The organism is Ensifer sp. GW101-20A05, from assembly GCF_059424735.1.
The window spans coordinates 108,494-124,504 of record NZ_JBWKZT010000006.1 but is presented as its reverse complement, the minus strand read 5'-3'; the positions used below and the strand labels follow the sequence as shown (position 1 = coordinate 124,504).

14 protein-coding genes are annotated in these 16,011 nt (G+C 62.0%); 12 read left to right on the top strand and 2 right to left on the bottom strand.

The window, feature by feature from the left end; translation table 11 throughout:
- Positions 1-101 precede the first annotated feature (101 nt).
- Complete coding sequence (gene ybgC, locus AC070A_RS17080; protein ID WP_112997175.1) at positions 102-587, top strand: tol-pal system-associated acyl-CoA thioesterase; 486 nt, start codon at positions 102-104, stop codon at positions 585-587.
- On the opposite strand, the gene ligD is transcribed toward ybgC, so the two are convergent.
- Both ligD and AC070A_RS17070 read right to left on the bottom strand, forming a co-directional pair.
- Positions 584-2,329 carry a non-homologous end-joining DNA ligase gene (gene ligD, locus AC070A_RS17075; RefSeq protein ID WP_112997174.1) on the bottom strand — a complete coding sequence of 582 codons (1,746 nt, stop codon included), beginning with the start codon at positions 2,327-2,329 and terminating at the stop codon, positions 584-586. The two genes, ybgC and ligD, sit on opposite strands and share 4 nt — an antisense overlap.
- Positions 2,329-2,637, bottom strand: a complete 309-nt coding sequence (locus AC070A_RS17070) for a hypothetical protein (protein ID WP_110879105.1) — start codon at positions 2,635-2,637, stop codon at positions 2,329-2,331. Before AC070A_RS17070 ends, ligD begins: the two co-directional genes overlap by 1 nt.
- A 295-nt stretch (positions 2,638-2,932) precedes the next feature.
- Here AC070A_RS17070 and tolQ point away from each other — a divergent pair, with 295 nt between their 5' ends.
- The 11 genes from tolQ (at position 2,933) to AC070A_RS17015 (ending at position 15,959) form a co-directional block, all read left to right on the top strand.
- Positions 2,933-3,655, top strand: coding sequence for a protein TolQ (gene tolQ, locus AC070A_RS17065; RefSeq protein WP_057254694.1), 723 nt, complete (start codon positions 2,933-2,935; stop codon positions 3,653-3,655).
- Positions 3,656-3,682: 27 nt separating this feature from the next.
- Entirely contained in the window at positions 3,683-4,135 is a 453-nt protein-coding gene (gene tolR, locus AC070A_RS17060; protein ID WP_110879104.1) for a protein TolR, read from the top strand.
- 9 nt (positions 4,136-4,144) lie between these two features.
- Positions 4,145-5,224 carry a cell envelope integrity protein TolA gene (gene tolA, locus AC070A_RS17055; protein ID WP_112997173.1) on the top strand — a complete coding sequence of 360 codons (1,080 nt, stop codon included), beginning with the start codon at positions 4,145-4,147 and terminating at the stop codon, positions 5,222-5,224.
- Positions 5,225-5,303: 79 nt separating this feature from the next.
- Complete coding sequence (gene tolB / locus AC070A_RS17050; protein ID WP_057254696.1) at positions 5,304-6,614, top strand: Tol-Pal system beta propeller repeat protein TolB; 1,311 nt, start codon at positions 5,304-5,306, stop codon at positions 6,612-6,614.
- 245 nt (positions 6,615-6,859) lie between these two features.
- Positions 6,860-7,393, top strand: a complete 534-nt coding sequence (pal, locus tag AC070A_RS17045) for a peptidoglycan-associated lipoprotein Pal (RefSeq protein ID WP_057254697.1) — start codon at positions 6,860-6,862, stop codon at positions 7,391-7,393.
- Positions 7,394-7,668: 275 nt separating this feature from the next.
- On the top strand, positions 7,669-8,706 hold the full coding sequence (gene ybgF / locus AC070A_RS17040; RefSeq protein ID WP_058321045.1) for a tol-pal system protein YbgF: 1,038 nt from the start codon (positions 7,669-7,671) through the stop codon (positions 8,704-8,706).
- Positions 8,696-10,036, top strand: a complete 1,341-nt coding sequence (tilS, locus tag AC070A_RS17035) for a tRNA lysidine(34) synthetase TilS (RefSeq protein ID WP_112997172.1) — start codon at positions 8,696-8,698, stop codon at positions 10,034-10,036. Before ybgF ends, tilS begins: the two co-directional genes overlap by 11 nt.
- Positions 10,037-10,137: 101 nt before the next feature.
- A complete protein-coding gene (gene ftsH / locus AC070A_RS17030) occupies positions 10,138-12,078 on the top strand; it encodes an ATP-dependent zinc metalloprotease FtsH (protein WP_112997171.1) in 1,941 nt (646 codons plus the stop codon).
- A gap of 315 nt (positions 12,079-12,393) precedes the next feature.
- On the top strand, positions 12,394-13,746 hold the full coding sequence (gene glmM, locus AC070A_RS17025; protein ID WP_112997170.1) for a phosphoglucosamine mutase: 1,353 nt from the start codon (positions 12,394-12,396) through the stop codon (positions 13,744-13,746).
- Between the two features lie 364 nt (positions 13,747-14,110).
- Positions 14,111-14,938: an outer membrane protein gene (locus AC070A_RS17020; protein WP_112997169.1), complete on the top strand. Its 828-nt coding sequence runs from the start codon at positions 14,111-14,113 to the stop codon at positions 14,936-14,938.
- A 187-nt stretch (positions 14,939-15,125) separates the two neighbouring features.
- On the top strand, positions 15,126-15,959 hold the full coding sequence (locus tag AC070A_RS17015) for an outer membrane protein (RefSeq protein ID WP_058321049.1): 834 nt from the start codon (positions 15,126-15,128) through the stop codon (positions 15,957-15,959).
- The last annotated feature ends 52 nt before the right edge of the window (positions 15,960-16,011 follow it).

Sequence of the window (16,011 nt, the reverse complement as noted above, 5' to 3'; positions counted from 1 at the left end):
AAGTCCGTCACGTGATAGGATAGGATTGTGACAACGCTGCAATGCTTGCAAATGGCTTTTTGTTCCTGCACAGGAAACGGGATGTACTTGCGGAGAAAAGCATGTCCCTGATTTCGCTTGCAGGCGAACTGACCGAAAACGGCCATCGGCTGATCCAGCGCGTCTATTACGAAGACACCGATTTTTCCGGCGTCGTCTATCACGCCCGCTACCTGCACTTCATGGAGCGCGCCCGCACCGATTTCCTGCGCCTGCTCGGCGTCGAACAGGCGACGCTCGCGATCGAAGGTGACAGCGAAGGTCTGGTCTTCGTCGTCCACCGCATGGAAATCGACTTCAAGCTGCCTGCGCGTATGGACGATATCCTGACGATCACCACGGTCACGGAGAAGGCCGGCGGCGCCAAGATGGTGCTGCTGCAGGAAATCCGTCGCGGCGAGCAACTGCTGACCGCCTCCAAGGTGATCATCGCCGTCATCAACGGCCAGGGCCGGCCGCGGCGGCTGCCGGAGGCGCTAGCCTACAAGTTCCATCACGCCAAGGAGAGCGCCGGCCAGCCCGGCACGTCCTCGACAAACACGGTTTAGTCGACGTCCTCGACTCCGAGCTTGTCCAGGATCTTCCTGGTCAGGGATTGCCTGACCTTCGCCAGGTCCCGCCAGGGATCTATGCCGCTTTCAATCCGTTCGAGAATGTCGGGGATCCGGAAGCCGTTGGCGGCTTCAAGCGCGGAAAGCTCGTCCCAGCTGATGGGTGTTGCCACCGGTCCGCCGGATCGTGCTCTCGTGGAATAGGGGGCGATCGCGGTCGCGCCGCGCTCGTTCCTCAGCCAGTCGATGAAGATGCGGCCCTTGCGCTTCTCCTTCGACATGGTGGCGACGAAATTGTCCGGTTCGCGCTCGGCAAAACCCTGGGCAAAGGTCTTGGCGAAGCCCTTGGCTTCTGGCCAGGTGGCCCGCGCTACCAATGGCACGATGACATGGACGCCCTTGCCGCCCGTGACCATCGGTATCGATTTCAGCCCGATCTCGTCGAGCGCGTCGTGCAGCGCCACGGCCGCCGTCTTGACCACCGCGAAGTCGAGGCCCTCGTCGGGGTCGAGGTCGAAGATCAGCCGGTCGGGGGTCTCAAGCTTGTCGAAGCGCGAGCCCCAGATGTGGAACTCCAGCGTGCCCATCTGCACGGCAGCGACCACTCCTTTGGCGTCGCGCACATACATGTAGTTCTCGGTCTCGCCGGAGCTCTCCGTGACGGGAACTTCCTTGATCTCGTCCGGGAAGCCTTCACTCGCATGCTTCTGGTAAAAACGTGGTCCCTTGACGCCTTGCGGGGCGCGGACAAGCGACAGCAGATGCTCGGCGGCGTATGGCAACATCCGATCCGCGACGACGGCATAGTAGCGGGCGAGATCGAGTTTGCTGATGCTCTGACCTTCGAACAGGATCCGCTCCGGATGGGTGATCCGCACGCCGAGGACCGTTTCCTCTGCTGCGCTCGAGCTATCTTTCGTGCTCGACGCCTTCGCGGCTTTCACCTGGGATTTGCCCCGGGACTTCGTTGCCGGTTTCGGCGTTTCGGGTGTCACGGCACTTGCCTCCTTGCGCTTCCGTTGCCCCTCGGAAATCGTCCTGGTCGAGAGTGTGGGCGATTTGCTCTGTTTCGTCGACGGCGGATCGACTGCGCCGGCCCTGAGGTTCTCTGATGTGCTCCTGTTGGAAGCCCAGACATGTTTCTTCCGTTCGCCTTCTCCCGCGGCGATCTCGTCCATGGTCCGGCCGGTGGTGACGCTCGTCTGATGATCCTCCAAGAGAATTTCGCCATCTTCGGTGGCGATGTCGTCACTTTCCTTGATGAGCAGCCAGTTTTCGCGCTTCTCGCCAGGGCGTGGCCGCATGCGGACCAGCGCCCAGCCACCTTGCAGGCGCTCACCGTGCAGATGAAACGTCAGCTTGCCTTCGCGCAATCCTTCATCCGGATCGTTTTCCGGCTCCCACCAGCCGGTGTCCCACAACATGACGGTGCCGCCGCCATATTGCTTCTCGGGGATTGTTCCTTCGAAATCGCCATAGGCAAGCGGGTGGTCTTCGGTGCGAACGGCGAGACGTTTGTCCTGCGGGTTGAGGCTCGGTCCCCGGGTCACGGCCCAGCTTTTCAGCACCCCGTCCCATTCCAGCCGGAAATCGTAATGCAGGCGCGTCGCGTCATGTTTCTGCACCAGGAAGCGCTTGCGCTTCCACCGGCTGTGGCTGCGGCTGCCTCTGGGCTCGCGGGTCTCCTTGAAATCGCGGCGCTTGTTGTATTCGGCGAGCGGATCACGGCGTGCAGCCATTACCCGCCTCCACTCAATCGTCGGAGGGTTGGCGTCCCATCAGGGGATTCAGTCGGTCGGGTCTCGTGGGCGAGGGCCCGTTCGATGTGGGCGATATCCTCGCTTGTGACAACCGGAACTGGATCGGAGATGATTGCCTGAAGGACATCGGACGACAGAACGCCGTGGGCAAGCGCGTCCTCCAACGCCGCGCGGGTTTCGCGCTCGGCCTTGAGTTGGGCGTAAAGCGCCAGGATCAGCCGGTCCCGTGGATCAAAATGCGGTGAGGAGGGCCGTTTGTCGCGCTGTCGTGTCGTCTGCTGAGCCATGGCGAAGAAACGTGCCCGGCGAACGTAAGTTCCGGCGGCCAGATGATACTGCAAAGACACAGTTCGGTAACGGTTGCTTAACCATAATGGTGTCTTAATCACTGCATCAGGATTTGTGCAGTGCACGTCATCCTTTGACCAAAATTGACGGCAAGAAGGCAACCTAAAGCTAATAAAGGTCGCGATGGTGCGATCTACGGCGGTGCCGGGCATTCTTGCAAACAGGACGTTTGGGCTACCCGGTCACGAGCATGAGCAGCTCTTGCCGGGTGTTTGGATTCGGGGACTGAAGACGATGGAACAGGTTGGATTGGCCGCTGCGACGCACGATGTGACCCTCTGGTCGCTGTTCATGCAGGCGGGCTTTGTCGTGAAGCTGGTCATGCTGGGGCTGATTGCCGCCTCGGTCTGGACCTGGGCGATCGTCGTCGACAAGACGCTGAACTACGGCCGTGTGCGCCGTCAGCTCGATAGCTTCGAGCAGGTGTTCTGGTCCGGACAGTCGCTGGAAGAGCTCTACCGCACGCTTGCCGACCGGCAGACCGCCGGCATGGGGGCGATCTTCGTTTCCGCCATGCGCGAATGGAAGAAGAGCTTCGAACGCGGCGCCCGCTCGCCGATCGGCCTGCAGATGCGTATCGACCGCGCCATGGACGTGACGCTTTCACGGGAATCGGAATCGCTCGAAGCCCGCCTCGGCTCGCTCGCGACGATCGGTTCGGCCGCACCCTTCATCGGCCTCTTCGGTACGGTCGTCGGTATCATGACCTCGTTCCAGGCGATCGCCGGTTCGAAGTCGACCAACCTTGCGGTCGTGGCGCCCGGTATTGCCGAAGCGCTGCTCGCCACGGCGATTGGCCTTCTCGCCGCTATCCCGGCAGTTATCGCCTACAACAAGTTTTCGGCCGACGCCGGCAAGCTCTCGGCGCGCATGGAAGCTTTCGCCGACGAGTTCTCGGCCATCCTGTCGCGGCAGATCGACGAGAAGCTGCAGAGCCCGCGTCAGGCCGCGCAATAATCGCCAGAGAATACGGAGACCACGCTGATGGGTATGTCGGTTGGCGGAGCCAAGGGTTCGGGCGGCGGTCGTCGTCGCCGCGGCGGCAGGAAAGCGATCATGAGCGAAATCAACGTCACGCCCTTCGTGGACGTGATGCTGGTGCTGCTCATCATCTTCATGGTGGCAGCACCGATGATGACGGTCGGCGTGCCGATCGACCTGCCGGAAACGCAGGCGAAGGCGCTCAACTCCGATACGCAGCCGATCACCGTTTCGGTCAATCCGGCCGGCGAGATCTTCCTGCAGGAAACGCCGATCGCGATCGAAGAGGTTGTGCCGAAGCTCGAGGCGATTGCCACCACCGGTTACAACGAACGCATCTATGTTCGTGGCGACACCAATGCCGACTACGGCACGGTGATGAAGGTCATGGCACGCATCTCGGCCGCCGGGTTCAAGAACCTCGGCCTCGTGACGCTGCAAGAACAGGAAAAGTGATCGTCCACGATGAAGGGCAGTCTCGCTACATCTGCTGTCCTCCACGCCATGGTCTTGACCTGGGCGCTGGTGTCGCTTGGCAGCCCGGCTGACTTTCAGGTCGCCGACGTCGAGGCTCTGCCTGTCGACATCGTTCCCTACTCGGAAATGACGCAGGTTCAGCAGGGCGACAAGAAGGCGCCGAAGAAGGAGACGTCGTCGCCGGTTCCGACCAAGCGTCCGGAAACGAACCAGCCTGCCGAGAATGTCGGCGACAACGACACGGACCTGAAGACGCCGCCGACCCCGAACGCCAAGCCGTCGAAGAGCGAAGCCACGGCCTCTCCGGAAAAGAACGAAAAGCCCGAGCCGACGCCCGATCCGGTCGAACAGGAAATCAAGAAGGTCGAGGAGACGAAGCCCGCCTCCGAGCCTGCGACCGAAGTTGCGGCATTGCCGGAACCGAAGCAGGAAGTGAAACCGGAAACCAAGCCGGAACCGGCGCCAGCCGAAGAAAAGCCGGCGGAGAACCCGGAAGCCGAAGCGTTGCCCGAAAAGGTGCCGACGCCGGCCGCAAAGCCCAAGGTCGAAAAGCCGGCCCAGAGCGCCAAAACGCCTGAGCGCAAGAACGAGGCAACGCCGAAGGAACAGAAGAAGGCAGCCTCCACCGAGGAAAGCAAGTTCAACGCCGACGAGATTGCAGCGCTGCTCAACCGGCAGGATCCGTCCGCCGGTGGCGCCAAGCGCTCGACGCAAGAGGCGGCGCTCGGCGGCAAGAAGACCGTCGGCGTGGGCCTCAGCGCCAACGAGATCGACGGCGTGAAGGGCCAGATCCAGAGCAATTGGGCGCTGACCGCCGGCTTGACTGGTGTCGCGGAGGTTCGCGTCACGATCCGCGTACAGCTGGATCCGGCCGGCAACATCGTCGGCGAGCCTGAGGTCACCGCAACCGGCGGGCCTGAGGGTACGCGCCGCGCTGTTGAAAGCAGCACCATGCGCGCGCTCCGCCGCTCAGCTCCGCTACAAAACCTGCCGCCCGAAAAATATGAAGGCGAAAAAGGATGGAATACCCTCGTGCTGAATTTCGACCCCTCGGAATTCGCGCTTTAACGCTGCCGGTATTGGAACCCATGCCGGATAGCAAACCAACCCTGCAAACCCTTCATACTAAGCTGAAAGGCTTGTCTCTATGATCAAGGTCTCTCTTTTCCGTGCCCTGATGGTGGCTGCGGGCATGTTGGTCGCCGTCGTGGCGGCAGCGCCCGCAAACGCGGAAGTTGTCATCGACATCAATAAAGGCAAGGTCGAGCCCTTGCCGATCGCGGTTACCGACTTCCTCCAGGGTGAACTCGGCCAGAAGATCTCCGACGTTGTCGCAGCCGACCTCAAGCGGTCCGGCCTATTCGCACCGATCAACAAGGGCGCCTTCATCGAGAAGATCAGCAATCCTGACGCCACGCCGCGCTTCGAGGACTGGAAGGTCATCAATGCGCAGGCGCTTGTCACCGGCCGCGTGACGCAGGAAGGCGACGGCAGGCTGAAGGCTGAGTTCCGCCTGTGGGATACGTTCGGTAGCAAGCAGATGACCGGCCAGCAGTTCTTCACCCAGCCGGAAAACTGGCGCCGCGTCGCCCACATCATCGCCGACGCCATCTATGAGAGCGTCACCGGTGAAAAGGGCTATTTCGACACGCGCATCGTCTATGTCGCCGAAAGCGGCCCGAAGACGGCGCGCAAGCGTCAGCTGGCCATCATGGACCAGGACGGGTTCAACGCCCGTGCGCTCACCAATTCCAACGACATCGTGCTCACGCCGCGCTTCTCGCCGAACCGCCAGGAAGTCACCTACATGTCGTTCGAAAACCAGCAGCCGCGCGTCTACCTGCTGCAGCTCGAGACCGGACAGCGCGAAGTCGTCGGCAACTTCCCCGGCATGACGTTTTCGCCGCGCTTCTCGCCTGATGGCCAGCGCGTGATCATGAGCCTGCAGCAGGACGGTAACGCCAACATCTATACGATGGACCTGCGCTCGCGCACGACGACACGCCTCACCAACACGGCCGCGATCGACACGGCACCGTCCTATTCGCCTGACGGCAGCCAGATCGCCTTTGAAAGCGACCGTGGCGGCGGCCAGCAGATTTACGTCATGGGTGCCGACGGCTCCGGCCAGCGTCGCATCTCCTTCGGAGACGGTCGCTATTCGACGCCGGTCTGGTCGCCGCGCGGGGACCTCATCGCCTTCACCAAGCAGTCGGGCGGCAAGTTCTCGATCGGCGTGATGAAGCCCGACGGTTCGGGCGAACGCATCCTGACCACCGGCTTCCACAACGAGGGGCCGACCTGGGCGCCGAACGGCCGCGTGCTGATGTTCTTCCGTCAGGGCGCCGGTGCCGGCGGACCGCAGCTCTATTCGATCGATATTTCCGGCTACAACGAGCAGCCGATCCAGACGCAGGGCTTCGCATCCGACCCGGCCTGGTCGCCGCTGCTCGAGTAGATCACGATGAGGAGCGGGATGCGGGCGGAAAACCGCACACAGTTTTCCTCATCCCGCTCTGGCCTGACCCGATTTGCGGCGGGAAAATGTGGCAGCGATGCCGCTTTCTCGCCGCAAAGTGCTGGTCTAGCAGGCCCCGAGCTAAAATTATCGATTTGTTAACCATAACTGTTGAAAAGCGATTAACCGCTTCCGGTTACAGTCTGGCAACCGTGAATTCAGACACTTCCCAAGGAGACCGGCGCATGAGCCGAATTGACACCCCGGCCGTAGGCCGCATGCAGACCATCGCTCGCAACCCGGTCATGATCGCCCTGGTCATGACGCTTGCTATCGCTGGCTGTGCATCGAAGAAGAACATGCCGAACAATGCCAACGAGCTCGGCCTCGGCGGCGCGGGCGCCGCAACGCCGGGTTCGCAGCAGGACTTCACCGTCAACGTCGGCGACCGCATCTTCTTCGACACCGACTCCACCTCGATCCGCGCCGACGCGCAGCAGACGCTCGCCCGCCAGGCCCAGTGGCTCGCCAAGTACCCGAACTACGCAATCACGATCGAAGGCCATGCCGACGAACGCGGCACGCGCGAATACAACCTTGCGCTCGGCGCCCGCCGTGCGGCCTCCACGCGCGACTACCTCGTCAGCCAGGGTGTTCCGGCAAACCGCATGAAGACGATCTCCTACGGCAAGGAAAAGCCGGTTGCCGTCTGCGACGATATCTCGTGCTGGTCGCAGAACCGCCGCGCGGTTACCGTCCTCGGTGGCGCTGGCATGTAATCTCACGGCCGAGCCTGGCTCGGTCGGGTAGCATGACGTGTTCGGGGGAATGCCCGTGTTCCAGGGAACACACCGTGTTCCTAAGATCACAGACTTCTAAATTAAAAGGGCGGCTCTCAGCCGCCCTTTGCTTTTTTACCACACTTTGGCCGAACTCCGTTGCTTTTTCAGGGCAATTGGAAAACTGTGCGGCAATCACCCAGTTGACTCGGCGAGATGTATTGCGGGCCCCTGGTCAAGGGTGGGACAACCGGTATTCGAACAGGACAAATGAAATGAAGAAATTTGTCGTGGCGGGGCTGATCGGTCTTGCGGCCCTTGCGGGCCTGGGCCAGACGGCGAACGCCATGCCGCTTTCAGGGCTGCTGGCCCGAACGACTGAAACTCAAGCCGGCGCGCAGAACCTGCCCGTGGTGAAGGTGCAGTCGGCCGAGACCGCACGGCTTGGCCAGCTTGAGGAACAGATCCGCTCGCTCAACGGGCGTATCGAGGAAATGAGCTTCCAGCTGCTGCAGATGCAGGAGCAGATCCGGAAGTTCCAGGAGGACAACGAGTTCCGCTTCCAGGACCTGGAAAGCGGCAAGGCCTCCCCGAAGAAGAGCGGCGCATTGCAGACGCCGAAGACCAGCGATCAGGCGTCCGTCACCCCCGGGGTGACGGATAGCCAGACGATGGCACCGGCAGGCGGCGGCAGCGACATGGCTGCCTCCGGTCTTCCTTCGGCTGGTAGCCAGGGTTCCAATGGCGCGGCTGCGCCGACCACGCTTGGCCAGATCGTCTTCGACCAGAGCGGCAATCCGGTCTCGGCGACAACCGATGCTCAACCTGGCGCGAACGCTACGCCTCCGGGTGTCGAAGCCGGCGCGGGTCTGCCCGCCGACGATGGTGGCCTGAACGCTAACCCGGGCAATCAGCAGACCGCCTCGCTCGACAATCCCGGCGATCTCTACCAGTCGGCCTACGGCCACGTTCTTTCCGGCGATTACAGCACGGCGGAACAGGAATTCGGCGACTATCTGGCCGCGTTCCCGCAGGGCGACAAGGCGGCCGATGCCAGCTTCTGGCTGGGCGAGGCGCAATATTCGCAGGGCAAATACAGTGACGCGGCCAAGACCTTCCTGAACGCGCACCAGGCCCACGGCAAGTCGCCGAAGGCGCCGGAGATGCTGCTGAAGCTCGGCATGTCGCTCGGTGCGCTCGACAACAAGGAAACGGCCTGCGCGACGCTGCGCGAGGTCAACAAGCGCTACCCGAAGGCTTCGCCGGCGGTAAAGGCAAAGGTGACGAGCGAGCAGAGCCGTTTTGGCTGCTGAGGCCCACCCGCCACTGGCCGTTGTCGAAACGGCAAAACGATTTTTTGCCTCCTTCGATAGACCAGCACGTATTCTCGTGGCCGTCTCCGGCGGCAGCGACTCGAAAGGACTGCTTCTCGCTCTCAACGAGGCGATCGAGGCAACCAAGCCCACACAGTTTTTCCTGGCCGCCTGCACGGTCGATCATGCGCTGCGGCCGGAATCGGCCGATGAGGCGCGCGGTGTCGCGGCCTTTTGCGAGAGCCTGGGCGTACCGCATATCATCACCCGATGGGACGGGCCGAAGCCCAGTACCGGCATTCAGGCGGCGGCGCGCGAGGCGCGCTATGCATTGCTGGCCGACGCTGCGCAGTGCTTCGAAACGTCCTCAATCGTCACCGGTCACACGCTCGACGACCAGCGAGAGACGATCCTGATGCGCGCACAGCGCGGGGAGGGACCCGGTGCCGCGGGCATGGCGGAGGCCACGCTCTATGACCGGCGCATCTGGGTGCTGCGACCGTTCCTCACGCTCGACCGCACAGCCATTCGCGCCTTTCTCACCGACCGCAAAGTCGGCTGGTTCGATGATCCGAGCAACCTGAACACGCGCTTCGAGCGGGTACGTGCGCGGACCGCGTTGGCATCTTCGCTGGAGACCGGTGCCGGCGCCTGGGACGCCCGGTCCCGGGCGCGATCGTCGGCAGCTGCCGCCGCCCTGCTCGAACGGCACGTGCGGGTGCATGCGGGGTTGGTCGCGGAAATCCCTTCTTCGATGGCCGGCCAATGCCGCGACATCGATTGGCAACGGGCGCTGCTTGCGCTGGCGACCGTCCTCGGCGGCCGTGCACATCTGCCTGCGGCCGAGACGGTGGAACGGCTGGTAAATTTCCTGGAGCAAGGGACACCGGGGCGGCTGACCGCGGGACGCGTCGTCTTCGACCGGCGCTCGACTGGGCTCTATCTCTATCGCGAGGCGCGCGGTATCGAGGATCTGACGGTGCAGGCTGGGCAAACCGGCGTCTGGGATGACCGCTTTCTGATCCGCAATGCTGGCGACGGTCCTCTTGCGCTGACCGTGGAAGGCGGTCGCGGACCACAACAGCAGAGACTTATTGCCGCAGGCCTGCCACCGGGCGTTGCCGGTCGTGTGTCGTTGTCGGCGCCCCGCATCGTGTCCGACGACGTCAAAAATGTCGCATCTGCCACAATCGAGCCGAGGATCGGCCTCTACGACACCTTTTTGCCGAGTTTCGACAGGATCATGGCGGACAGGATCGCGGGATTGTTCGGACGAGAGCGTTATCTTCCGCCACCGGTTCACGATCTATTGACAGAAATGGAACGGTAGAAGCCGGTTTGCCTTGGCAATGCGTCGCCAGAACCCTATGTTAGGGAGCAAGACAGCGGCCCGGCGAAATGCGCGGGCCGTGACAGGTTCCGGGGAGTTCGATGAACCCTAATTTTCGTAATCTTGCCCTTTGGGCAATCATAGCGCTTCTGCTGATCGCGTTGTTCAGCATGTTCCAGCAGCCGACGGAGCGCACCGGCTCGCGCGAGATTCCGTTCTCGCAATTCCTCAAGGACGTGGATGCGAGCCGCGTCAAAGAAGTCGTGATCACCGGCTCGAAAGTGATCGGCAGCTATTCCGAAAGCGGCGCAACGTTCCAGACCTACGCGCCTTCAGTCGATACGGCGCTGACCGAGCGCCTCGAAGCCAAGGACGTGACGGTCACGGTTCGCCCGGAAACCGACGGCTCGTCCGGCTTCCTGAGCTACATCGGCACGCTTCTTCCGATGCTTCTGATCCTCGGCGTCTGGCTGTTCTTCATGCGCCAGATGCAGGGCGGGTCGCGCGGCGCCATGGGCTTTGGCAAGTCCAAGGCCAAGCTTCTGACCGAAGCGCATGGCCGCGTCACCTTTGACGACGTTGCCGGCGTAGACGAAGCCAAGCAGGATCTGGAAGAAATCGTCGAATTCCTGCGCGATCCGCAGAAGTTCCAGCGCCTCGGCGGACGCATTCCGCGCGGCGTGCTGCTCGTCGGCCCTCCCGGTACCGGTAAGACGCTGCTTGCCCGCTCCGTCGCAGGCGAAGCCAACGTGCCGTTCTTCACGATCTCCGGTTCCGACTTCGTCGAAATGTTCGTCGGCGTCGGCGCCAGCCGTGTGCGCGACATGTTCGAGCAGGCAAAGAAGAATGCGCCCTGCATCATCTTCATCGACGAAATCGACGCTGTCGGTCGCCATCGTGGCGCCGGTCTCGGCGGCGGCAATGACGAGCGCGAACAGACGCTCAACCAGTTGCTGGTCGAAATGGACGGCTTCGAGGCAAACGAAGGCATCATCCTGATCGCGGCGACCAACCGTCCTGATGTTCTCGATCCGGCACTGCTGCGTCCGGGCCGTTTCGACCGCCAGGTCGTCGTGCCGAACCCGGATATCAACGGCCGCGAACGCATCCTCAAGGTGCATGTGCGCAACGTGCCGCTGGCGCCGAACGTCGACCTCAAGGTGCTTGCACGCGGTACGCCCGGCTTCTCCGGTGCTGACCTCATGAACCTCGTCAACGAGGCGGCGCTGATGGCCGCCCGCCGAAACAAGCGTCTTGTCACCATGCTCGAATTCGAGGATGCCAAGGACAAGATCATGATGGGTGCGGAGCGTCGCTCGTCGGCCATGACCGAAGCCGAGAAGAAGCTGACCGCCTATCACGAAGCCGGTCACGCGATCCTGGCGCTCAACGTTCCCTCGGCCGATCCGCTGCACAAGGCGACGATCATTCCGCGTGGACGGGCGCTTGGCATGGTCATGCAGCTGCCGGAAGGCGACCGCTATTCGATGAGCTACAAGTGGATGGTCTCGCGCCTTGCCATCATGATGGGCGGACGCGTTGCTGAGGAACTGACCTTCGGCAAGGAGAACATCACCTCGGGCGCATCGTCGGATATCGAGCAGGCAACCAAGCTTGCCCGTGCGATGGTGACGCAGTGGGGCTTCTCCGACCAGCTCGGCCAGGTTTCCTATGGTGAGAACCAGCAGGAAGTCTTCCTTGGCCACTCCGTTGCGCAGCAGAAGAACGTTTCTGAGGCGACCGCGCAGAAGATCGACAACGAAATCCGTCGTCTGATCGATGAGGCCTACGAGACCGCCCGCAAAATCCTCACCGACAAGAACCACGAATTCGTGGCGCTGGCGGAAGGGCTGCTGGAATACGAAACCTTGACGGGCGAAGAGATCAAGGCGCTGATCCGCGGCGAAAAGCCGGCGCGCGACCTTGGCGACGACACGCCGCCGCATCGCGGCTCGGCCGTTCCTTCGGCAGGTTCCAAGAAGGAAGGTCCGGCGGGCAAGGGCGAAGAATCCGAAGGTGGGTTCGAGCCGCAGCCGCAATAATTGCCACAGTTGGCAGTATATCCGAGCCGCCGCTCCTCAAGTGGAGTGGCGGCTTTTCGTTGCCACGCGGCCTCTGGCATTTGGTAACGGGATGTAACGATTTCTGATGTCAGGCTCGCTGCCGTTTGCTGCGCTTTTGTGTCAAAGAAGACATGACGTGTTTGCGATGGCTGTCCTTGAACGGAATGCTGATCGCCAAGCAGACGGCATCCAAGAAGTATGAATGAGGTCCGGTCAATGAAACCCAGTCGCGGAAAACGCAGACAGGCGGAGGTGGCCAAGCCAGCCCTGACCCGGCAGAACGATGGAGTTCTTATGAAGCGAAAGTATTTCGGCACCGACGGTATCCGCGGCCAGTCCAACTTGTTTCCGATGACACCGGATCTGGCGATGCGGGTCGGCATTGCGGTCGGTACGATCTTTCGCAACGGCGCTCATCGCCACCGTGTGGTGATCGGCAAGGATACGCGGCTTTCGGGCTATATGCTCGAGAACGCCATGGTGGCGGGCTTCACGGCCGCTGGTCTTGACGTTTTCCTGCTCGGGCCGATCCCGACGCCGGGCGTCGCCATGCTTACCCGCTCGCTGCGCGCCGATATCGGCGTGATGATCTCTGCCTCGCACAATCCCTTCCAGGACAACGGCATCAAGCTTTTCGGCCCAGACGGCTACAAGCTTTCCGACGATATCGAGGCGAAGATCGAGGCGTTGCTCGACCAGGATCTCTCGGGGCAGCTGGCGAAGTCGGAAGACATCGGTCGCGCGAAGCGCGTCGATGGCGACATCTATCGCTATCTGGAACACGCAAAGCGCACGCTGCCACGCGACGTCACGCTTCAAGGTCTCAGGATCGCCGTCGATTGCGCCAATGGTGCCGCCTACAAGGTAGCGCCGACGGCGCTTTGGGAGCTTGGCGCGGAAGTCGTCACCATCGGCACCGAACCGAACGGCCTCAACATCAACCTCGATTGCGGCTCCACCCATCCCGCCACGCTGTCGAAAAAGGTCCACGAAGTGCGCGCCGACATCGGCATCGCGCTTGATGGCGATGCCGACCGTGTGCTGATCGTCGATGAGAACGGCACTGTCATCGATGGCGACCAGCTGATGGCTGTGATCGCCGATAGCTGGGCCGAAGACGGCATGCTGCGCGGGGGTGCTGTTGCGGCCACCGTCATGTCGAACCTTGGCCTCGAGCGCTATCTTAAGGGACGCGGTATCGATCTGCGACGCACGAAGGTCGGCGACCGCTATGTCGTCGAGCAGATGCGCCAGGACGGACTGAACGTCGGCGGCGAACAGTCCGGCCATATCGTACTCTCCGATTTCGGCACGACGGGTGATGGTCTTGTTGCTGCTCTGCAGATCCTCGCGGTGATCAAGCGCCAGGGCAAGACGGTGAGCGAGGTGTGCCACCGCTTCGAGCCGGTGCCGCAGGTGCTGAAGAACGTTCGTGTTTCCGCCGGCAAGCCGCTCGAAGACGCCACTGTGCGCCAGGCGATCGCCGATGCCGAAGCGGAGCTCGCCAAGTCCGGCCGCCTGCTGATCCGGCCTTCCGGCACCGAGCCCCTCATTCGCGTGATGGCGGAAGGCGACGATCGTGGCCAGGTCGAGCGCATCGTCGACGAACTGGTCAACGTCATCGGCAGCGTTCGCAACGCCGCCTGAGACATTCAGCGACTGACTTCCCTCCAGGGCCGGTGCGACGCATCGGCCTCTTTTTTTATCCTCCCGTGGCTTGAAAGCGGTGCCCGGGGCGAGGTCGTTCCATCATTGGAATTCCGATCTGAAAGCGTTGCTGGCTTTGAGAGCGCGTTGTCCTGACGATTATTTAGCTGCACCTTAAGGGAACAGTATCGCCGGCAGTAAAGCGGCACAACAACCGCAAGAATAGGCTGCTTTCTTAACAATCTCGGTAAACGTTTGTAGTTAATCGGAACTTAACCTTTCCTCCCCATTATCCATAGCCAACATCGGGATTTGGGCACCGGTTTCATGGTGAACCAAGCAACGGAATGTATTGGAGTGGGCCATGAAGAGAATTTTGAGTGGCGTTGTTGCTATGTTGCTCAGCGGCACGGCAGCTTTTGCTGCGGATGTCTACCAACCGCCTATGGAGCCGGTGCCGGAGCAGCCCGTCGAGGTCATCCAGACCAGCGGCTGGTACCTGCGCGGCGACGTCGGTTACGCCTGGAACCATCTGCGGGGCGCGAATTTTTACCAGGGTGGGCCGAGCGGCTCGATCGCGGATTTCGATTCCGCTGATATCGATGATTCCTGGGTCATTGGCGGCGGTGTCGGTTACCAGTTCAACAATTACCTGCGCGCCGACATCACGGCCGACTACTGGGGCAACGGCGACTTTGCCGGCTCGACCAGCGGCGGTTGCGGGCTCTTCCCGGGCGAGCCTTGCGTTTCGCGTGACATAAGCTCGGTTTCCGCCTGGAGCCTCATGGCCAACGCCTATGTGGACATCGGCACGTACGGCGCTTTCACCCCTTACGTCGGCGCCGGTGTCGGTGCGACGCGTGTGAGCTGGGACGGACTGCGCAATACGAGCTGCGTAGATGGCGACCCCACCAGATGCGACCCGACGACCAATCATGGCGGCAAAGACAGCTGGCGCTTCACCTACGCCCTGATGGCCGGCACCGCGATCGACCTGACCTGCAACTTGAAGGCCGACATCGGCTATCGCTTCCGCCAGGTCGATGATGGCGACATGTTCGGCTACGCCAACGGTGGCGGACCGGGCTTCGACGATGGCTTCTACATCCATGAAGCGCGCGCCGGTCTTCGTTACTCCTTCGGCAATGTCTGCGAAGTTCCTTACGAACCGCCGCCGATCGTCTACAAGTAATCGGAAAGTATCCGACACGTACCAAGGCCACCTAGGGGTGGCCTTTTTTGTTGCCGCCAATCTTTGCCCGTTTGCTAACAGGCATGGTTAACCGTGGGTTAACCAGTCACTGCAATAGTTAACGCTGAACGAAGCGGCGACGGCATGGCTCCATCCCGCACGGATAGCAGCGGTGAAAGGGCATGGCATGGATTGGCGAAACGGGTTCTGCGGAGCCGCTTTTGGTGCCGGCCTGCTTCTCTCTGGCGCCGCGCTGGCGGCCGACGAGGATCTCCTGAATGCCCCGGAGATCACCATCGAGAAAGAAACTGTCGGCACAAGCGCGATCTATTTGCGCGGCGATATCGGTTATGCGCCTTGGCGCGGTGAGGGCGATCCCTATTACCGGACCTTTGATGCGGGAACGCTGACCTATGACAGCGTTCCCTTCGACAATGCCCGCTTTGACAAGCCCTTCTCCGGTTCGCTCGGCGTCGGTTATCAGTTTACCGATACATTCCGCGCCGATCTGACGGCCGACTACTTTGAGGGTCGGTTCAGCGGGTCGTCCTCGTCTGCTAGTCCTTGCGTCGGGCAAGGGGCGGGCACGTCCTGCGCCTTCTCGACCGGAGCCGATTACTCGGCCCTTGGACTGATGGCGAACGCCTATGTGGATTTCGGTACGCTTGCCGGCTTCACGCCCTATGTCGGCGGCGGCATCGGCGCGACGCGCCTCAACTGGGACACGGCAATCGAACGCGCCACTTGCGTGGCCGGCGGCGGTGCTTGTGGCGGTTCGCCCACCTCGACCTCCTATGAGGGGCGCGACAGCTGGCGTTTCACCTATGCGCTGATGGCGGGCATCTCCTATGACCTTAGCGAGCAGCTGAAGCTCGATGTCGGCTATCGCTATTCCCATATCGCCGATGGCGAGATGTTCGGCTTCGGCGCCGAGGCGCTGGTGGGGGCTGCCGGCGACAAGGGCTTCGACGACGGACTGTCCCGTCACGAGATCCGCGCAGGCCTGCGCTTCTCCTTCTAATGCCTTGAAGCGCCACAGTTTCGGCGACAACCGGGTCATATCGTTCCGCCGA

Coding starts and splice junctions, on each gene's coding strand:
- ybgC (WP_112997175.1), top strand. CDS start 102: ATGTCCCTGATTTCGCTTGCAGGCGAACTGACCGAAAACGGCCATCGG.
- ligD (WP_112997174.1), bottom strand. CDS start 2,329: ATGGCTGCACGCCGTGATCCGCTCGCCGAATACAACAAGCGCCGCGAT.
- AC070A_RS17070 (WP_110879105.1), bottom strand. CDS start 2,637: ATGGCTCAGCAGACGACACGACAGCGCGACAAACGGCCCTCCTCACCG.
- tolQ (WP_057254694.1), top strand. CDS start 2,933: ATGGAACAGGTTGGATTGGCCGCTGCGACGCACGATGTGACCCTCTGG.
- tolR (WP_110879104.1), top strand. CDS start 3,683: ATGGGTATGTCGGTTGGCGGAGCCAAGGGTTCGGGCGGCGGTCGTCGT.
- tolA (WP_112997173.1), top strand. CDS start 4,145: ATGAAGGGCAGTCTCGCTACATCTGCTGTCCTCCACGCCATGGTCTTG.
- tolB (WP_057254696.1), top strand. CDS start 5,304: ATGATCAAGGTCTCTCTTTTCCGTGCCCTGATGGTGGCTGCGGGCATG.
- pal (WP_057254697.1), top strand. CDS start 6,860: ATGAGCCGAATTGACACCCCGGCCGTAGGCCGCATGCAGACCATCGCT.
- ybgF (WP_058321045.1), top strand. CDS start 7,669: ATGAAGAAATTTGTCGTGGCGGGGCTGATCGGTCTTGCGGCCCTTGCG.
- ftsH (WP_112997171.1), top strand. CDS start 10,138: ATGAACCCTAATTTTCGTAATCTTGCCCTTTGGGCAATCATAGCGCTT.
- glmM (WP_112997170.1), top strand. CDS start 12,394: ATGAAGCGAAAGTATTTCGGCACCGACGGTATCCGCGGCCAGTCCAAC.
- AC070A_RS17020 (WP_112997169.1), top strand. CDS start 14,111: ATGAAGAGAATTTTGAGTGGCGTTGTTGCTATGTTGCTCAGCGGCACG.
- AC070A_RS17015 (WP_058321049.1), top strand. CDS start 15,126: ATGGATTGGCGAAACGGGTTCTGCGGAGCCGCTTTTGGTGCCGGCCTG.